At 65.7% G+C, this 21213-nt stretch carries 3 protein-coding genes; all 3 read left to right on the plus strand.

All coding sequences use genetic code 11. From position 1 onward, the window contains the following. The first annotated feature begins 70 nt into the window (after nucleotides 1-70). Genes L3Q67_RS32360 through L3Q67_RS32370 form a run of 3 tightly spaced genes read left to right on the plus strand, consistent with a single transcriptional unit; the run spans nucleotide 71 to nucleotide 21209 of the window. Complete coding sequence (locus L3Q67_RS32360) at nucleotides 71-17857, plus strand: amino acid adenylation domain-containing protein (protein WP_499185221.1); 17787 nt, start codon at nucleotides 71-73, stop codon at nucleotides 17855-17857. Further along, a complete protein-coding gene (locus L3Q67_RS32365) occupies nucleotides 17854-20193 on the plus strand; it encodes a non-ribosomal peptide synthetase (RefSeq protein ID WP_499185222.1) in 2340 nt (779 codons plus the stop codon). The genes L3Q67_RS32360 and L3Q67_RS32365 overlap by 4 nt, the downstream gene beginning before the upstream one ends. Continuing rightward, complete coding sequence (locus L3Q67_RS32370; protein WP_499185223.1) at nucleotides 20190-21209, plus strand: TauD/TfdA family dioxygenase; 1020 nt, start codon at nucleotides 20190-20192, stop codon at nucleotides 21207-21209. The genes L3Q67_RS32365 and L3Q67_RS32370 overlap by 4 nt, the downstream gene beginning before the upstream one ends. The last annotated feature ends 4 nt before the right edge of the window (nucleotides 21210-21213 follow it).

Here is a 21213-nt window from a genome sequence, read left to right on the forward strand (position 1 = left end):
CGGCTCCCGCGGGAGCCGGTTATCCACATCGACCATTCAGAGACGGCATGAGACGCGGCGGGGTGTCCTGGTGACTATCGAAGAAGCACACGAGTTGATCGTCCAGCGCGAAGAGGAGGGCGAGCCCTCCGGCACGCTGGTGGCGCTCTTCGAGGCACAAGTGGCTCGCACGCCCGATGCGACCGCGGTGGTCCGCGGGTCGGTCGAGCTGACCTACGCCGAGCTGGACCGGCGGGCCAATCAGCTCGCCAGGCATCTGGTGCGGCTCGGGGCGGCGCCGGAGCAACTGGTCGCGCTGGCCCTGCCCAACTCGGTGGAGCTGCTGGTCGCGTTGCTGGCCACGGTGAAGTCCGGCGCGGCCTACCTGCCGCTGGAGATCGGCCACCCCGAGGAGCGGATAGCCTTCATGCTCCGCGACTCCCAACCGGCGCTGATCCTGACCACGAGCGGCACCCCCATGGCCGACACCACCACGGCGGGTGCCGAACTCATGGTGCTGGACGCCCCGGCAACGCGGGAATCCCTGTCCGCGGAGGACACCAGCCCGCTGAGTGACGGCGATCGGCGGGCCCCGCTGCTGCCATCCCACGCCGCCTATGTCATCTACTCCTCGGGTTCGACCGGGAAACCGAAATGCGTGCTGGTCGAACACCGTTCCATCGCCGCGTACCTGGGCTGGGCGGCTACCGCCTACCCAGGTGCGCGGGGTAGCTCGCTGCTGCACTCGTCGATCGGTTTCGATCTGCCGATCACGGCCTTGCACCTGCCGCTGACCGTGGGCGGCCGGGTGGTCATCGGCGGCCTCCACGACGATTCCGCGGCGGCTCTGCCCACCAACGGCGGTTTGCTCAAGGTGACCCCAAGTCATCTGCGGCTGCTCACCGAGCTGCCCGGGGCGTTCTCGACGGTCAGTGACCTGGTGGTCGGCGGCGAGCAGTTACTCGGCAAAAGCCTGCTGGAGTGGCGTTCGCGGCACCCGTCCGCTGCCGTGATCAACGAATACGGTCCCACCGAGGCCACGGTCGGCTGCATCGGCTACCGCGTCGAACCGGGACAGGAACTGTCGTCCGGCGTGGTGCCGATCGGCTTGCCGATGCCGGGTACGCGGGCGTTGGTGCTTGATCAGAGCCTGCGCCCCATCGCCCCCGGTGAGGCGGGTGAGCTGTATCTGGCGGGCCCTCAAGTGGCCAGGGGATACATCGGCAAGCCGGGCTTGACGGCGGAGCGGTTCATCGCCTGTCCGGTCGGCACCGGGACGGACTCGCCCGCTGGTGAGCGGATGTACCGGACCGGGGACGTGGTGCGCCTGCGGTCCGACGATCAGCTCGAGTACCTGGGGCGCGCTGACGAGCAGGTGAAGATCCGGGGTGTCCGGATCGAACCGGGCGAGGTGGAGCACGTGCTCGCCGCGCACAACGGTGTGCGTCAGGCGGTCGTGGTGGCCAGAGAGGACGTCCCCGGTGACAAACGACTGGTGGCGTATGTCGTACCGCGGGCCGATGCCGCCGAACCCGGCCTCGGGTTACTGATCGCGGACATCCGATCGCACGCCACAAGCGTGCTGCCGGACCACCTGGTGCCGTCCGCCATTCTGCTCGTCGAGTCGGTGCCGTTGACCCACAACGGAAAACTCGACCATGACGCGCTGCCCGCGCCCGAGTACCCGGTATCCGGCACCGGGCGTGCCGCCCGCACCCCGGACGAGGAGGTGCTGTGCGACCTGTTCGCCGAGGTACTGGGAGTTCCCGGGACGAGCATCGACGACAGCTTCTTCGACCTCGGCGGGCATTCACTACTGGCGACCAGCCTGATCAGCCGGGTGCGCACGGTGTTCGGTACGGAGCTGGAGATTTCCACGGTGTTCGAGGCATCCACCGTCGCGGAACTCGCCAACCAACTGGGGCACGGAGGCAAGGTGCGCGCCGCGCTTTCGCCTGCACCCCGGCCGGAAACGTTGCCGCTGTCCTTCGCGCAGCGCCGGCTCTGGTTCTTGCACAAGATGGAAGGCCCGTCGGCGACCTACAACATTCCGCTGGTGCTGCGGCTGTCCGGACAGGTGAACGGCGAGTCCCTGCGGGCCGCGCTGATCGACGTCGTCGGCAGGCACGAGTCCCTGCGAACCGTCTTCGTCGACGCCGCCGATGAGCCCTACCAGCGGATCGTCCCTCCCGAGGAGGTGGAGCTGAACTGGGAGACCCGGACGGTCGGCGAGGAGGCGCTTCCGGAGGAGATCTCGGCGGCTGTTCGCCGGCCCTTCGACCTCGTCGAGGACCTGCCGATCCGGGCCATCCTGTTCCACACCGAGGGCGAGTCGGCGCTGCTGATACTGATGCACCACATCGCCACGGACTACTGGTCCATGCGGCCGCTGGCACAGGACGTGGTGACCGCCTACCGCGCCCGCCGCGAAGGGAACGCCCCTGGCTGGCCGGACCTGCCGGCCCAGTACGCCGACTACACCCTGTGGCAACGGGAACTGCTCGGTGACAGCGACGACCAGGACAGCCTCGCCGCGCAGCAGGTGGGGTACTGGACGGCGCAGCTCGCGAACCTGCCCGACCTGGTCAGTGTGCCCGCCGACCGCCCGCGTCCGGCCAGCCAATCCTACGAGGGCGACGCCCTGTGGTTCGACCTGGACGCGTCACTGCACCAGGGCGTCCACCAGCTCGCGAGAGCATCGAACGCCACCGTGTTCATGGTGCTGCAAGCCGCGCTCGCCGCGTTCATGACCAGGCTCGGCGCCGGAACCGACATCCCGCTCGGGGCACCGATAGCCGGGCGTACCGACGAGGCCCTCGACGACCTGATCGGCTTCTTCGTGAACACCATGGTGTTCCGGACCGACACTTCCGGCGATCCGTCCTTCCAGGAGCTGATCGACCGGGTCCGCGGGACGAGCCTGGCGGCGTATCGCAACCAGGACGTGCCGTTCGAACACCTCGTGGAACAGCTCAACCCGAAGCGATCCACCGCGTACCACCCACTGTTCCAGATCATGCTCGCACTGCAGAACGTGCCGGAGAGCGTATTCGAACTCCCCGACCTCCAGGTGCGCACGGAGTCCGCGAGAACGGGCACGGCCCGGTTCGACATGTTCATCAGCCTGACCGAGACGGTCGACGATGCCGGGACACCGTCCGGTATCGCGGGCATGGTCGAGTACGCCACGGACCTTTTCGACCGGGCCACCGTCGAGGTCCTCACCGCCCGGTGGCGGATGTTCCTCGGTGAACTCGTCGCGGCTCCCCAGCAGCCGATTGGCCACGCCGCGCTGCTGAACGCGGAGGAGCGGCGATGGATGTTCCCGTGCAGGGACGAGACCGTGCCCGAGGAATCCCCGATCGCTCTGTTCGAGGCGAATGCGCGGCGGACGCCGGACGCGATCGCGGTGGAGTCCGAGGGACGGACGGTGTCCTATCGTGAGCTGAACGCCATGGCGAATCGGCTGGCGCACTGGCTGATCGGACAAGGGGCCGGCGCGGAACACCCGGTGCGGATCGAACTGCCGCGGTCGGTGGAATCCGTGGCCGCGGCACTGGCGGTGCTCAAGGCCGGTGGCGCGGTGGCATCGTCCGCCGTCGCGGGTGAGCTGGTGCTGGACGCGACGGCACTCGGACGGGACCTCGGCGGCTATCCGGACACCGATCCGGCGACCGGCGCGGTGCCAGCGCAGCTGGCGGAGCTGCGGGAGGGGGCCGAATGCACCCTGGTTCCGCAGCGCGCGCTCATGAGCAGGGTGCGGTGGCTGCGGGAACGGTGCCAGCTCGAAGCCGGTGACCGTGTGCTGCTCGAGGACGCTGAACCTCCGTTGTGGCGGCTCCTGTGGCCGCTCGCGGCCGGCGCGACGACCGTGCTCGCCGAGTCCGCTGCTTCTTCGCTGGGTGACCTGCTCCGGTCCGAGCGCATCACCGCGGTGTATCTGCCGCCTTCGCCCCTGCGGGCGCTCCTGCGCGAAGGTGAGAACTGCCCGGACCTGCGGTACGTGGTGTGCGGTGGCGAGACCATCCCCCACGATCTGCCGGAACTGGTGAGGACCACGCTCGGGGCGTCCCTGTGCGGAATCTATTCACTCGTCGAAGCAACCGCCGCCCTCGGTGTGCCGGCGGCGAACACCGGCGTGTATGTCCTGGATTCGGGACTTCGCCCGGTGCCCCCAGGGGTGACAGGGCACCTGTACGTGAGCGGCACCGGCCTGGCACGGGGGTATCTCGACCTCGCCGGCCGGACCGCGGCGCGGTTCGTCGCCTGCCCGTTCGAACCCGGTGCGCGGATGTACTGTACCGGCGATCTCGCGCGGTGGCGTGCCGATGGGAGTCTCGAACTGGTCGGCTCAGTCGGCGACGAACTCACTCCCGGCGGCTCACGCGCGGAGATCGAATCGGTTCTGCTGCGCCATCCTTCGGTGAGTGAAGCGTTCGTGACGAAGTGGGACGAACTGCTCGTCGCCTACGTCGTTTCCAGTGGCGTTCCGCTGGGTCCCGAGGAACTCCGCACTTACGCGTCCGAGGCGATAGCGGACTACCTGGTGCCGTCCGTGGTCGTGATCGGCGCACTGCCGCTGGATTCCGAAGGGAAGGTCGACCGGAGCGCGCTGCCCGCACCCCACGAGGCGGCCGCGCCCGCCGGGCGCACGCCGCCGACCCCGGCCGAGGAAATCCTCTGCGGTTTGTTCGCGGAGGTCCTCGGCGTGCCGAGGATCGGTCTGCACGACAACTTCTTCGATCTCGGCGGCCACTCCCTTTCCGTGGTCCGGCTGCTGGCGCGCATTCGTGTGATCCTCGGCGTGGAATTGCCGATCAAGGTGATGTTCGAAGCGCCGACGGTCGCGGCTGTCGCGAAGCGGCTCAGCAGTGGCGGCAAGGCCAGAGTCGCACTGGTGCCGTCAGCCCGTCCGGAAATGCTTCCGCTGTCGTTTGCGCAGCGCCGGTTGTGGTTTTTGCATAAGTTGGAGGGTCGTTCGGCGACGTACAACATGCCGTTGGTGTTGCGGTTGTCGGGTGGGCTTGATCGGGTGGCGTTGCGGGCTGCGTTGACGGATGTGGTGGGTCAGCACGAGTCGTTGCGGACGGTGTTTCCCGAGGTGGGCGGGGAGCCGTATCAGTTGGTGCTGGGTGTGGACGAGTGTGTGCTGACCTGGGATGAACAGACTGTTCCGGCTGGTGAGCTGGATAGTGTGCTCGCGTCCGCGGTCCGGTACGCGTTTGATTTGTCGGTGGATACGCCATTGCGGGTGTCGTTGTTCGACATTGGTGGCGGCGAGTTCGTCGTGTTGCTGTTGCTGCATCACATTGCGAGTGACGGGTGGTCGATGGGGCCGTTGTCGCGTGACGTGCTGGTGGCGTATTCGGCTCGTCGGGATGGTGTTGCTCCGTCGTGGGCGGAGCTGCCGGTGCAGTATGCGGATTATACGTTGTGGCAGCGTGAGTTGCTGGGTGACGAGTCTGATCCGGACAGTGTTTTCACCAGGCAGGTGGGGTACTGGCGGGAGCGGCTGGCGGGATTACCGGAGTTGGTGAGTGTGCCGGCGGATCGGCCGCGTCCGCCGGTGTCGTCGTATCGGGGTTCGGTGGTGCGGTTCGCTATTGGTGCGGGGTTGCACGCTCGGCTGGGTGAGCTGGCGCGCCGGTCGAACGCGACGGTGTTCATGGTGTTGCAGGCGGGGATGGCGGCGTTGCTGAGCCGGCTGGGTGCGGGTACGGATGTTCCGCTGGGTAGCGGTGTGGCGGGGCGGACGGACACGGCACTGGACGATTTGGTCGGGTTTTTTGTGAACACGTTCGTGTTGCGCACGGATGTGTCGAGTGATCCCTCGTTTGCGGAGTTGGTGGCTCGGGTTCGGGAGGCGAGCCTGGAGGCGTATGCGCATCAGGATGTGCCGTTCGAGCATTTGGTGGAGGTTCTCAATCCGCAGCGGTCGGCTGCGTATCATCCGTTGTTCCAGGTGGCGTTGGTAGTGCAGAGTGCCCCGCGGGGTGAGTTCACCCTGCCAGGCCTGGACGTACAGGCCGAGATCCTCACCACCGGCGCCTCGCGTTTCGATGTGCTTTTGTCGTTGGTCGAAAACCACGACGACTCCAGTGCTGCGGCTGGTATTGAAGCATTCATCGAATATTCCACGGATCTGTTTGATCGGTCGACGGTCGAGGGGTTTCTGGCTCGTTGGGTGGGTTTGTTGGAGCAGGTTGTGGTGGCGCCGGATCGCCAGGTTGGTGCGCTGGATGTTTTGGTGGCGGGTGAGCGGGATCGGTTGTTGTTGGGTTGGAATGACACCGCGGTGGATGTTGGTGGTCGCGGTCTGGTGGGGTTGTTTGGGGAGTGGGTTGTGAGGTCGCCGGGTTCGGTGGCGGTGGTGTGTGGTGGTGGGTGGTTGTCGTATGGGGAGTTGGATGTTCGGGCGAATCGGCTGGCGTGGTGGTTGGTGGAGCGGGGTGTGGGCCCGGACGTGGTTGTGGGGGTGGGCTTCGCGCGGTCGGTGGAGTGGGTCGTAGCGGTGCTGGCGGTGTTGAAGGCTGGTGGCGTGTATTTGCCGTTGGATCCGGCGTATCCGGCGGAGCGGATCGGGTTCATGGTCGCTGATGCCGCGCCGGCCTTGGTGCTGGATGCGGACGTCCTGGCCCAGGATTTCTCGCGGTTCCCGGAGGGTGCTCCGCGGGTGCGGGCCGGTTTGGATAGTGCGGCGTATGTGATTTATACGTCGGGTTCGACTGGTGTGCCGAAGGGTGTGGTGGTGTCGCATTCTGGTGTGGCGAGTTTGGTGTTGTCTCAGCGGGAGCGGCTGGGGGTGGATCAGGCCAGTAGGGTGTTGCAGTTCGCGTCGCCGAGTTTTGATGCGGCGGTGTGGGAACTGATGATGGCGCTGTGTTCGGGTGCGGCGCTGGTGGTCGTCGACGATCCGGATGCTCTGGTGGGTGGGGGGCTGGCTGGGCTGCTGGAGCGGTGTGAGGTTACGCATGTGACGGTGCCGCCTTCGGTGTTGGCGACGGTCCCAGTTGAAGCGGCAGCGTTGTCTGGGTTGGGCACGGTGGTGGTTGCGGGTGAGGTGTGTTCGCCGGAGTTGGTGGCGCGGTGGTCGACCGGACGCAGGTTGATTAACGCGTATGGGCCGACGGAGACGACGGTGTGCGCGACGATGAGTCATCCGTTGTCTCCGGAGACGGCTGGTGTGGTGCCGGTGGGCGCCCCGGTCAGCAACTCGCGGGTGTATGTGCTGGATGCGGGGTTGTGTCCGGTGCCGGTGGGTGTGCTGGGTGAGTTGTATGTGACTGGTGCGAGCCTGGCCCGCGGCTACCTGGGTCGTGCGGGGTTGACGGCGGAGCGGTTTGTGGCGTGCCCGTTCGAGTCGGGTGTGCGGATGTATCGCACCGGTGACGTGGTGCGCTGGCGTGCGGATGGGCAGTTGGAGTTCGCAGGCCGCGCGGACGAGCAGGTCAAGGTCCGGGGTTTCCGGATCGAGCCTGGAGAAATCGAAGCCGTTCTCGCTGAAGACCCCGCCGTACGCCAAGCGGTGGTGATCGCACGAGAAGATGTTCCCGGGGATGCTCGTTTGGTCGCGTATGTGGTGCCGGATACCGATGCTCTTGCCGCGTCCGCTCCTGACCTGGAACCCGATGGCGTGGTGCAGGTAGGGGAGTGGCGGGATACTTATGATTCGGTGTATTCGAACCCAGATGTTGGCGCGTTGGGGGAAGATTTCCGGGGATGGGAGTCGTCGTATTCGGGTGAGCCGATTCCGCTGGCGGAGATGGTGCAGTGGCGGGATGCGGTGGTGGATCGGGTCCGGGAGTTCGGTGCGCGCCGGGTGCTGGAGGTTGGTGTGGGGTCGGGGTTGTTGTTGGCGAAGCTGGCTCCGGGGTGTGAAGAGTATTGGGGTACCGATTTTTCGGGTGTGGTGATTGACCGGCTGGGTCGTCAGGTGGAGCAGGCGGGCTGGGGTGATCGGGTGCGGTTGCGGTGTCAGGCCGCGGATGTGACCGACGGACTACCCACAGGGTTGTTCGACACCGTGGTGATCAACTCGGTGGTGCAGTATTTCCCGGACGGTGAGTATCTGGCCGGGGTGCTGACCGCGGTGGTGGGGTTGCTGGCGCCGGGCGGGCGGGTATTGATCGGGGATGTGCGTCACGCGGACACGGTGCGGGCGTTGCACACCGCGGTTCAGCTGGCCCGCCACCCCGGTGTTGACCCTGTCCGGGTGCGGGCGGCGGTGGAGCATGCGGTGATGGTGGAGAAGGAACTGGTCGTGGCACCAGAGTTCTTCACCCACCTCGTCGACAACGACCCTCGAATCAGCGGGGTTGACGTCCAGCTCAAGCGCGGGTCTGCGCACAACGAACTCACCCGCCACCGCTACGAAGTCGTCCTCCACACCACCGACAACGTCACCGATCTGTCCGCAGCACCCCCACTGCACTGGGGCACTGACCTGGCTAACGAGCAGGCACTCCGGGAACTGATCACCGCGGCCGAGGGGCCGGTGCGGGTCGGCGGGATTCCGAACGCGAGGCTGGCCAGTGAGGTCGCCACCGGAACTATGGATGTGTCGGGTGTGGATCCCGAGAGCATCGTCGAGTGGGGTGAGTCGCGGGGCCGCCGGGTGCTGGCGACCTGGTCACCACAAGCGTCCGATCGATTCGATGTGGTGATACTCCCCAGCACTAGTGATGGTGTGCTGGGTGGAGTGTATGTGCCCAGGCCCGGTCGGGGCCCGTGGGTGAACAACCCCGCCGGTGCCCGGGGTATCGGACCGCTGATGGCAGCGGCCAAAGTCCGGGTGGCGCAGCAGTTGCCGGAGTTCATGGTGCCCTCGGCGGTGGTCGCGATCGGGGAGGTGCCACTGACCCCGAACGGCAAACTTGACCGCCGGGCCCTGCCCGCTCCCGACTACACACCCACCACCCACAGCGGCCGGTTACCTCGCACCCCACGTGAGGAAGTCCTCCGCGGGCTCTTCGCCGAAGTCCTCGGCACCGACCACCTGACCATCGACGACAACTTCTTCGACCTTGGCGGACACTCACTACTCGCCACCCGCCTGACCAGCCGCATCCGCACCGTCCTGGGTACTGAAATCCCCATCAGCGGAATCTTCGAAAATCCGACCGTCGCCGATCTGGGCGCGCGATTCGACCACGACACCCGAACCCGCACTACCCTGACCCGCACGCCACGTCCGGACCTCGTCCCTCTCTCGTTCGCGCAGCAGCGATTGTGGTTTCTTCACAAACTTGAGGGTCGTTCGGCGACGTACAATATGCCGCTTGCGCTCCGTCTGACGGGCACTCTGGACCGGGGTGCGTTGCGGGCTGCTTTGGTTGATGTGGTTGATCGGCATGAGAGTCTTCGGACGGTGTTCCCCGAGGTTGATGGGACGCCGTATCAGAAGATCTGTAGTGCTGGGCGTGGCGAGCTGGTGTGGGAGTTCCGGGCGGTGTCGGAGGCCGAGCTTCCGGACGCGTTGGAGTCTGCCGCACGGTACGGATTCGACCTCGCGACAGAGCCACCCGTGCGGGCCTGGTTGTTCGAGTGCACACCGGACGAGCACGTTTTGCTGGTGTTGTTGCATCACATCGCGGGTGACGGTTGGTCGATGGGGCCGTTGTCCCGGGATTTGCTGACTGCGTACTCGGCTCGACGGGATGGTGTTGCTCCGTCGTGGGCGGAGCTGCCGGTGCAGTATGCGGATTACACGTTGTGGCAGCGCGAGCTACTGGGTGATGAGTCCGATCAGGACAGTGTGTTCGCGAGGCAGGTGGGGTACTGGACGGAACAACTGGCCGGGTTGCCCGAGCAGATCACTCTGCCGACCGACCGACCGCGCCCACCCACTGCCTCATACCGCGGAGCGGACATCGCTTTCCGGCTGGATGCCGCACTGCACCAGCGGATGGAAGCTTTCGCGCGGCGGTCGAACGCGACGGTGTTCATGGTGTTGCAGGCGGCGATGGCGGCGTTGCTGAGCCGGATGGGTGCGGGCACGGACATCCCGCTGGGTAGTGGCGTCGCTGGGCGGACCGACGAGGCGTTGGACGATCTGGTCGGTCTGTTCGTGAACACGTTCGTGCTGCGTACCGATGTCTCGGGTGATCCCACGTTCACCGAGCTGCTGGGGCGGGTCCGGGAGACCAGCCTCGCTGCGTACGAGCACCAGGACGTGCCTTTCGAGCATCTCGTGGACGTACTCAACCCACAACGATCCACCGCGCACCACCCGCTTTTCCAAGTGGCACTCGTGCTCCAGAACACCCCCGACGGCGCCTTCCAGCTACCCGGCCTACGAGTCGGAGTCGAAAAGTCCGAAACCGGAACCTCCCGGTTCGATATGCTCCTTTCGCTCACCGAGCGGCACGACGGCGGTGGAAATGCCGCAGGCATCGAAATGGCCGTCGAATACGCTACGGACCTGTTCGACCGGACCACCGTCGAAAGCCTCATAGCCCGGTTGACCCGGTTGCTCGATCAGTCACTCGTCGCACCGGACCAGCGAATCGGCCAGGTGGAGATCCTCGCCGGAGACGAGCGGGCGTCGCTGCTCGCCGGCTGGAACGACACCACGGTCGGCACCGAGCCAGACACCCTGGTGGCACTGCTCGAAGCCCAGGTGCGAAGGACGCCGGACGCGGCCGCGGTGATGTTCGGCGACACCACATTGACCTACGCCCAGGTGAACGCGGCGGCCAACCGGCTGGCCCGGTACCTGGCCGGTCGCGGCATCGGGCCGGAGAACCTGGTCGCGGTGGCACTGCCTCGTTCCGCGAACACGATCATCGCGTTCATGGCGGTGCTCAAGGCAGGGGCTGCGTACCTGCCCCTGGATCCCGTCGATCCAGCTGATCGGCTGGAGTTCGTCATCCGGGACGCCAAGCCCGTGCTCATCCTGACAACCGGCGACACAGACTTGTCCACCGTGGACACCAAAACGCCGGTACTGGTTATCGATGAGGAGGAGGTCGTCAGTGGCCTTGAATCGATGGCGGCCGAGGACCTCCTGGACAGCGAGCGTACGAGTTCGCTGACTACGGCCAACGCGCACTATGTCATCTACACGTCGGGTTCGTCCGGTCGTCCCAAAGGTGTCCTGGTCGAGGGCCGGGGTCTGGTCAACAACCTGCAGTGGATGCAGGACGCCTATCCCGTCGGACCCGGCGACATCCTGTTGTTCCGCACCTCGGTCCGGTTTGATTCCGTCGGCCTCGAGATTTGGTTCCCGCTACTGGCCGGCGCGGCGATCAGGGTGACTCCGGCAGATGTGCTCCGTGACCCGGAACGACTGGCTTCCTTCATCGCGGACAACGGCGTCACGGTCGCGCAGTTCTCGCCTTCGCTGCTGGCCACTCTGCCTTCTCCGCCGGAAAACCATTCGGTCACCCGCATGTGGTCGAGCGGCGAGGCGTTGCGGCCCGACCTTGCCACCGAGATCGCCACGACGTGGCGCAGTTCCCTGTTCAACCTGTACGGCCCGACCGAAACGACCATCCAGGTCGCCTCGGCCGTGTGGTCCGGCGAGGAACAGTACGGCGCGCTCGGCGTCCCGATCGGCCGTCCCACTTGGAACACCCGGTTGTACGTATTGGATTCGGGGTTGTGTCCGGTGCCGGTGGGTGTGGTGGGTGAGTTGTATGTGGCTGGTGTTCAGTTGGCGCGAGGTTATCTGGGTCGTGCGGGGTTGACGGCGGAGCGGTTTGTGGCGTGTCCGTTCGAGTCGGGTGTGCGGATGTATCGCACGGGGGATGTGGTGCGGTGGCGTGCGGATGGGCAGTTGGAGTTCGCAGGCCGGGCGGATGAGCAGGTGAAGGTTCGGGGTTTCCGGATCGAGCCTGGTGAGATCGAAGCCGTTCTCGCTGAGGATCCCGCCGTGCAACAGGCGGTGGTGATCGCACGGGAAGACACTCCCGGGGACACCCGTCTGGTGGCGTATGTGGTGCCGGATACCGATGTTTTGGCTGAGTCTGCTCCGGACGCCGGCACGGGAGTCGAGGTTGAGTCTGCTGGTGTGGTGCAGGTGGGGGAGTGGCGGGATATCTACGAGTCGGTGTATTCGGGGGCAGACGGTGTGTTGGGGGAGGATTTTGGGGGGTGGGAGTCGTCGTATTCGGGTGAGCCGATTCCGTTGGCGGAGATGGTGGAGTGGCGGGATGCGGTGGTGGATCGGGTCCGGGAGTTCGGTGCCCGGCGGGTGCTGGAGGTTGGTGTGGGGTCGGGGTTGTTGTTGGCGAAGCTGGCTCCGGGGTGTGAAGAGTATTGGGGTACCGATTTTTCGGGTGTGGTGATTGACCGGCTGGGTCGTCAGGTGGAGCAGGCGGGCTGGGGTGATCGGGTGCGGTTGCGGTGTCAGGCCGCGGATGTGACCGACGGACTACCTATAGGGTTGTTCGACACGGTGGTGATCAACTCGGTGGTGCAGTATTTCCCTGATGGTGAGTATCTGGCCGGGGTGCTGACCGCGGTGGTGGGGTTGCTGGCGCCGGGTGGTCGGGTGGTGATCGGGGATGTGCGTCATGCGGGCACTGTGCGGGCGTTGCACACCGCGGTCCAGCTGGCCCGTCATCCCAGTGCTGATCTTGCCCGGGTTCGGGCGGCGGTGGAACACGCGGTGATGGTGGAGAAGGAACTGGTCGTGGCACCAGAGTTCTTCACCCACCTCGTCGACAACGACCCTCGAATCAGCGGGGTTGACGTCCAGCTCAAGCGCGGGTCTGCGCACAACGAACTGACTCGTCACCGCTACGAAGTCACCTTGCACACTGACGATAACGCCACCGATCTGTCCAGCGCACCCCGCCTGCAATGGGGCTCAGACGTTATCGATGAAGACGCGTTGCGCCAGTTGATCACCACCGCGGAACGGGTGATACGGGTCGGCGGGATTCCGAACGCGAGGCTGAGCAGTGAGGCCGCCACCGGATCCATGGATGTGTCGGGTGTGGATCCCGAGAGCATCGTCGAGTGGGGTGAGTCGCAGGGACGTCGGGTGCTGGCGACCTGGTCACCACAGGCGACCGATGAGTTCGATGTGGTGGTAGTCCCCAGCGCGAGCACGGACGATGTGCTGGGTGGGGTGTATGTGCCCAGGGCCGGTCGGGGCCCGTGGGTGAACAACCCCGCCGGCGCGCGGGGTATCGGACCGCTGATGGCAGCGGCCAAAGCCCGGGTGGCGCAGCGGTTGCCGGAGTTCATGGTGCCTTCGGCGGTGGTCGCGATCGGTGCGGTGCCACTGACTCCGAACGGCAAGCTTGACCGCCGGGCGCTGCCCGCACCTGATTACACCCCCACCACCCACGGTGGTCGGGTGCCACGTACTCCGCGTGAGGAAGTTCTGTGTGGGCTCTTCGCCGAGGTCCTCGGCATCGACCACCTCACCATCGACGACAACTTCTTCGACCTCGGCGGGCATTCGTTGCTGACGACTCGGCTTGTGAGCCGTATCCGCACGGTTCTCGGAGTGGAGGTGCCGATCGGCGGGGTCTTCGAAAATCCCACCGTGGCGAGTTTGAACGAGAGCATCGACGAAGAGGGTGAAGCGCGAGCCGCACTGGTGCGGATGGAACGCCCGAATATGGTTCCGCTGTCTTTCGCTCAGCAGCGACTGTGGTTTCTTCATAAGCTTGAGGGTCGTTCGGCGACGTATAATATGCCGCTTGCGCTCCGTCTGACGGGCACGCTTGATCGTGATGCGATGCGGGCCGCTTTGGCAGATGTGGTTGATCGGCATGAGAGTCTTCGGACGGTGTTTCCCGAGGTTGATGGGACGCCGTATCAGAAGATTTGTGGTGCTGGGCGTGGCGAGCTGGTGTGGGAGTTTCGGGCGGTGTCGGAGGCTGAGCTTCCGGATGCGTTGGAGTCCGCCGCGCGGTATGGGTTTGATCTTTCCGTGGAGTTACCGGTCCGGGTGTGGTTGTTCGAGTGTGGGCCGGACGAGCACGTGCTGATGGTGTTGTTGCATCACATCGCGGGTGATGGGTGGTCGATGGGGCCGTTGTCGCGTGATGTGCTGGCGGCGTATTCGGCGAGGGTGAGTGGGGTTGCTCCGTCGTGGGCGGAGTTGCCGGTGCAGTATGCGGATTACACGTTGTGGCAGCGGGAACTGCTGGGTGATGAGTCCCATCAGGAAAGTGTGTTCGCGAAGCAGGTGGCCTACTGGACGGGACAGCTGGCCGGGCTGCCTGAGCAGATCAGCCTGCCGACTGACCGCCCACGCCCACCCATCGCCACCTTTGACGGAACCCATGTCAACTTCACAGTCGACGGGGATCTCTACGGCAACATCGCCCGACTTGCGCGGCGGTCGAACGCGACGGTGTTCATGGTGTTGCAGGCGGCGATGGCGGCGTTGCTGAGCCGGATGGGTGCGGGCACGGACATCCCGCTGGGTAGTGGCGTCGCTGGGCGGACCGACGAGGCGTTGGACGATCTGGTCGGTCTGTTCGTGAACACGTTCGTGCTGCGTACCGATGTCTCGGGTGATCCCACGTTCACCGAGCTGCTGGGGCGGGTCCGGGAGACCAGCCTCGCTGCGTACGAGCACCAGGACGTGCCTTTCGAGCATCTCGTGGAAGTACTCAACCCACAACGATCCACCGCGCACCACCCGCTCTTCCAAGTGGCACTCGTGCTCCAGAACACCCCCGACGGCGCCTTCCAGCTACCCGGCCTACAGGTACGCCAAGAAGGGGTCGGTCTCGGGAAATCACGTTTTGATCTGTTGTTCAGCATTGCCGAGGGCTCTTCGGAAAACGGGCTGAATGTGCTCGTGGAGTATTCGTCGGACCTGTTCGACCAGGGCACCATCGACGACCTTCTTGCTCGTTGGGTCGGTTTGTTGGAGCAAGTTGTGGTCGCGCCGGATCTGCGGGTGGGTGCGGTGGAGTTGCTGGTGGCGGGTGAGCGGGATCGGTTGTTGCTGGGTTGGAATGACACCGCGGTGGATGTTGGTGGTGACGGTCTGGCGGGGTTGTTCGGAGAACGGGTGGGGGTGTCGCCGGGCGCGGTGGCGGTGGTGTGTGGTGGGGTGCGGTTGTCGTATGGGGAGTTGGATGTTCGGGCGAATCGGTTGGCGTGGTGGTTGGTGGAGCGGGGTGTGGGCCCGGATGTTGTGGTGGGGGTGGGGTTGGGGCGGTCGGTGGAGTGGGTGGTGGCGGTGCTGGCGGTGCAGAAGGCTGGTGGCGCGTATTTGCCGTTGGATCCGGCTTATCCTGCGGAGCGGCTCGAGTTCATGGTCGCTGATGCCGCCCCGGCCTTGGTGCTGAACGCGGACACCATGGGGCAGGATCTCTCGCGGTTCCCGGGTACTGCTCCGCCGGTTCGGGCGGGGTCGGGCAGTGCGGCGTATGTGATTTATACGTCGGGTTCGACTGGGGTGCCGAAGGGTGTGGTGGTGTCGCATTCTGGTGTGGCGAGTTTGGTGTTGTCTCAGCGGGAGCGACTAAGGGTGGACCAGACCAGTAGGGTGTTGCAGTTCGCGTCGCCGAGTTTTGACGCCGCGGTGTGGGAACTCATCACGGCGTTCTCCGCTGGGGCGGCTCTTGTGGTGCCGTCCCAAGGACGGGTGGTCGGGGACGAACTGCGGACGATACTCGTCGAGAACCGGATCACTCACGCGTTGATCCCACCGTCGGTGCTGTCAACACTGCCGCCGAATTCATCGGAAGCGTTGTCGGAACTCCGAGGCCTGGTTGTCGGTGCCGAGGCCTGTTCGCCGGAGTTGGTGGCGCGGTGGTCGTCGGGTCGGCGGATGGTGAATGCGTATGGGCCGACGGAGACGACGGTGTGCGCGACGATGAGCGATCCGCTGTCACCGGATGCGGTGGCTGGTGTGGTGCCGGTAGGCGCTCCGGTTAGTAATTCGCGGGTGTATGTGCTCGATGGCGGGTTGTGTCCGGTGCCGGTGGGTGTGCTGGGTGAGTTGTATGTGACTGGCGCCAGTCTCGCCCGGGGTTACCTGGGGCGTCCTGCCCTCACGGCGGAGCGGTTTGTGGCGTGCCCGTTCGAGTCGGGTGTGCGGATGTATCGCACCGGTGACGTGGTGCGCTGGCGTGCGGATGGGCAGTTGGAGTTCGCAGGCCGGGCGGATGAGCAGGTGAAGGTTCGGGGTTTCCGGATCGAGCCTGGTGAGGTCGAGGCGGTGCTGGCCGAAGACCCGGCTGTGCGCCAAGCGGTGGTGATCGCCCGGGAAGATGCTCCTGGGGATGCTCGTCTGGTGGCGTATGTGGTGCCGGATACCGATGTTCTTGCCGCGTCTGCTCCTGCCGTTGAGTCTGCTGGTGTGGTGCAGGTGGGGGAGTGGCGGGATATCTACGAGTCGGTGTATTCGGGGGCAGACGGTGTGTTGGGGGAGGATTTTGGGGGGTGGGAGTCGTCGTATTCGGGTGAGCCGATTCCGTTGGCGGAGATGGTGGAGTGGCGGGATGCGGTGGTGGATCGGGTCCGGGAGTTCGGTGCCCGGCGGGTGCTGGAGGTTGGTGTGGGGTCGGGGTTGTTGTTGGCGAAGCTGGCTCCGGGGTGTGAAGAGTATTGGGGTACCGATTTTTCGGGTGTGGTGATCGACCGGCTGGGTCGTCAGGTTGCCGAGGCGGGCTTGGGTGATCGGGTGCGGTTGCGGTGTCAGGCCGCGGATGTGACCGACGGACTACCTATAGGTTTGTTCGACACGGTGGTGATCAACTCGGTGGTGCAGTACTTCCCGGACGGTGAGTATCTGGCCGGAGTGCTGACCGCGGTGGTGGGGTTGCTGGCCCCGGGCGGGCGGGTATTGATCGGGGATGTGCGTCACGCGGACACGGTGCGGGCGTTGCACACCGCGGTCCAGTTGGCCCGCCACCCCGGTGTTGACCCTGCCCGGGTGCGGGCGGCGGTGGAGCATGCGGTGATGGTGGAGAAGGAACTGGTCGTGGCACCAGAGTTCTTCACCAGTCTGGCTGATGCTGATCCGAGGATCAGCGGTGTCGATATTCAGCTCAAGCGCGGGTCTGCGCACAACGAACTGACTCGCCACCGCTACGAAGTCACCTTGCACACTGCCGAACACGTCGCCGATCTGTCCGGGACACTGGAACTTCAGTGGGGCACGGAGGTGGGGGACGAAGACTCGCTGCGTGAGTTGATCACCAGTGCAAACGGCGTGGTCCGGGTTGGGGGGATCCCGAACGCGAGGCTGGCCAGTGAGGTCGCCACGGGAACCATGGACGTGTCGGGTGTGGATCCCGAGGCCATCGTCGGGTGGGGTGAACGACACGGTCGGCGAGTGTTGGCGACCTGGTCACCACGAGCGTCCGAGGAGTTCGATGTGGTGGTACTCCCCAGTGCGAGCATGGACGATGTGCTGGGTGGGGTGTATGTGCCCAGGGTCGGTCGGGGTCCGTGGGTGAACAACCCCGCCGGCGCCCGGGGTATCGGACCGCTGATGGCAGCGGCCAAAGCCCGGGTGGCGCAGCGGTTGCCCGAGTTCATGGTGCCTTCGGCGGTGGTCGCGATCGGTGCGGTACCGCTGACTCCGAACGGCAAGCTTGACCGCCGGGCCTTGCCCGCCCCTGACTACACACCCACCCAAGGTGGGCGGACACCCCGTACTCCGCGTGAGGAAGTCCTGTGTGGGCTCTTCGCCGAGGTCCTCGGCATCGACCACCTCACCATCGACGACAACTTCTTCGACCTGGGCGGACACTCACTACTCGCCACCCGCCTCATCAGCCGCATCCGCGTCGCATTCGGGGTGGACCTGCCGATCGGGACCGTCTTCGAAGCGCCGTCCGTGGCGGAAATGGTCGACCGGCTGGACGCCGGATCGCAGACAAGCAGGCCGGTCCTCCGACGGATGGCGCGGCCGGCGAACCCGGCCAGGCCGGACGGGGTGGCGGGCCAATGACCGAATACGAGTGTGGTGTTCCCGGCGAACTGGTTGGGGCGCTCGGCAGGCTGGGAGCCCCGATCGAGACGGTGCTGCTGGCCGCACACGCCAAGGTCCTCGCGGCGTTGACCGGCGAGAACGAGGTCCTGACGGGACTGGTGACCGAGGATTCGCCAGTGCCGTGCGAGGTATCGGTTGCCGAGGGTGACTGGCATTCCCTATTCCGTGCCGCGACGAAAGCGAGGGACGCGAGTGCGTCGCCGGGGGCCGCGTACGAGGTCGTCCTCGATCTTGCGGGCCGGAGCCTGCCAAACGCGGGAACCCTGTTGTGCATTGGTTTCGAGCGCGCCGAAGACGGCGGTTTGACGCTGTGGGTGAGTGGCCGCGCCGACGTGGTGGATCCGGGGTACGCCGAGCGAATTGCCGGTTACCACCGCACCTGTCTTGAACTGATGGCCGATGACCCGGATTCGGAGCACCATCGGCAGGTCCTGCTCTCGGCCGCCGAACTGCGTCACCAGCTCGAGGGGCTGTCTGGGCCTCGCCGGGAACTGCCTGCCAGACGGACCCACGAGCTGTTCGAAGAGAATGTTCGGCGGCACCCCGACCGGATCGCGGCCGTCTTCGGCAGGCGGGAATGGAGTTACGACGAGCTGAACCGGCGGGCGAACCGGATCGCGCACGTCCTGCTGAGCAGGGGGACGCGGGCCGAAGATGTCGTCGCCGTGGTCACCGAACGGAACCTGGACTGGATGGCGGCGGTACTCGCGATCTTCAAGGCGGGCGCGGTCTATCTCCCGGTGGAGCCGGATTTCCCCGCCGGCCGGATCGCCGCGATGCTGTCCAGGGGTGAATGCCGATTCGTGCTCACTGAGCCGGGCTGCACCAGGACGCTCGAGCGAGCGCTCCCGATCACGGCCGTCCAGGACGTGATCACGATCGCCGATGCCTACCGGGAAGGTCGCCGGGACACCGACCCCGCTGTCCCGGTCGGTGCCGGTCAGCTGGCGTACGTGTATTTCACGTCGGGATCCACCGGCGAGCCGAAGGGGGCGATGTGCGAGCATGCAGGCCTGCTCAACCACCTGTACGCCAAGATCGACGACCTGGAGATCGAGGCGGAGCAGGTGGTAGCCCAGACCGCGCCGCAGTGTTTCGACATCTCGTTGTGGCAACTCGTTGCTCCACTGCTCGCCGGTGCGCGGACGCTGATCGTGGAACAGAAGGATATTCTCGACATCAAGCGATATCTGGACACCATTGTGGACGGTGGTGTCGAGGTGTTGCAGGTGGTGCCTTCCTATCTCGAGATGTTGCTGTCGCACCTGGACGAACATCCGCGCTCGCTCGGCAGGCTGCGCTGTGTCTCGGCGACTGGTGAAGCGTTGAAGAAAGAGCTTGTTGAACGGTGGTTCGATGCTTACCCGGAAATCAAGCTGGTCAACGCCTACGGTCTCACCGAGACGTCGGACGACACCAACCACGAGGTGATGGAACGGGTCCCGGAACACGACCGGGTGCCGCTCGGGCGGGCGATCGGGAACGTGTCCGTGTACGTGGTGGACAGTGAACTCAATCCCGTGCCGCTCGGCGCGCCGGGGGAGATCGTGTTCTCCGGGATCTGTGTCGGCCGTGGCTACATCAATGATCCGGAGCGGACCGTGGCTGCGTTCGGTTCGGATCCGCATCGTCCGGGGGAACGGCTCTATCGCTCCGGCGACATCGGCCGCTGGCTGCCCGGCGGCAAGCTCGACTTCCTGGGAAGAAAGGACTCGCAGGTCAAGATCAGGGGGCTGCGGATCGAGATCGGCGAGATCGAGAACCGGCTTCTGCACGCGCCTGGTGTTCGTGATGCCGCGGTTGTCGTCGCCGAAGACACCGGTGGCGGCAAGGATCTCGTCGCGTTCTATGCCGCCGACGACGAACTGCCCGCGAGCGAACTCGAAAAAGTGCTCGCCGAAGCCTTGCCCGAGTACATGATCCCGCAGCGCTTCCGGCACCGGTCCACGTTGCCGTTGACCGGCAACGGCAAGATCGACAAGAAGAAGCTGGCTGCCGAACTGCGGGAGGCGGCGGACGAAGAAACCGCCACCGGTGCGATCGAACCACCCGCCACGCCGACCGAGTCGCGATTGGCGGCAGCATGGGCGAGGGTGCTGAACATCGATGTCGGCCGAATTGGCCGGAGCAGCAATTTCTTCGACATTGGCGGTACCTCGCTGTCCGTGGTGCGGCTCGGTGTCAGCCTCGGGCGGCAGGTTTCACTGCGTAAGCTGGTCGAACATCCGGTTCTGAGGGATCTCGCCGTTGTGCTCGACGTCATTGACCAGGCGGGAGAGAAAGAAGAGGAATGACCGATAAATCCGAAGCGATGCTGCTCGATGGCATCGAGCTGCGGCAGGAACAGGGATCGCCGCCGATATCCGAGGTCGCCGAGTCCCCTTCGTCAGCCGAACTGCCCAGCTGGATCGGCGTGCACCGGGCCGACCTGGAGCGGGCACTCCGCCAGTATGGTGCGGTGGTGGTGCGCGGGCTCGACGTGCGGACCGCCGAGGCGCTCACCGCGATCAGTGAGCAGCTGATCGAGACCGTGACACCCGACAGGGAAGCGTTCGCTCGTCGCCGGTCGCTCGGCGGGGAGGTCCTGTCCTCCTTGGAATGGCCGCCCGACCAGCCGATGTGCATGCACCACGAGCAGAGTTACCTGCTCGAAGTTCCCCGCTTGCTCGTCCTCGGCTGCTTCCGTGCGCCAGCCCAGGGTGGCGTCACCGGACTGGCTGACGCCTCAGCGGTGCTGGCCGCGTTGCCGGATCGCGTGGTGGACCGCTTCGAGCGCGACGGCTGGCTGGTCACCCGTTCCTACAACGAACTGGTCGGCATCTCCTGGCAGGAAGCCTTCGGGACGCAAGAGCGTGAAGCGGCCGAGGAATACCTCACTGCCAACGACATCACGTTCGAATGGCAGCCGGACGGCGGACTGCGAACCAGCCAGCGCCGGTCCGCGATCGTCGAGCACCCGGCGACCGGCGAACCGATGTGGTTCAACCAGATCGCCTTCCTCAACGAGTGGACGCTCGACCCCGAGGTCCGGGACTACCTCGTCCTCCAGTTCGGCGAACTCGGCCTCCCGTTCAACAGCCGCTACGGTGACGGCGCGCCGATCGAGCCGGAAACCGTGCAGGCGATCAACGACGTGTACGACGCACTGACGCTGCGGGAGCCCTGGCGGACCGGAGACGTGCTGCTGGTGGACAACATCCGGATGGCGCACAGCCGGGAGCCGTACCAGGGCGCGCGGGAGATAGGCCTGGTGCTGGGAGAACCCGTCCGGCTCACCGGCCGATCAGCTCGAAACCGACCTCGTCCATGAGCGG

The sequence above is a fragment of the Saccharothrix sp. AJ9571 genome (assembly GCF_021725495.1).
GTDB classification, from domain to species: domain Bacteria; phylum Actinomycetota; class Actinomycetes; order Mycobacteriales; family Pseudonocardiaceae; genus Amycolatopsis; species Amycolatopsis magusensis.

Excerpts from the sequence above, each read along its gene's own strand:
- L3Q67_RS32365 (WP_499185222.1), top strand. The coding sequence starts at position 17,854 with ATGACCGAATACGAGTGTGGTGTTCCCGGCGAACTGGTTGGGGCGCTC.
- L3Q67_RS32370 (WP_499185223.1), top strand. The coding sequence starts at position 20,190 with ATGACCGATAAATCCGAAGCGATGCTGCTCGATGGCATCGAGCTGCGG.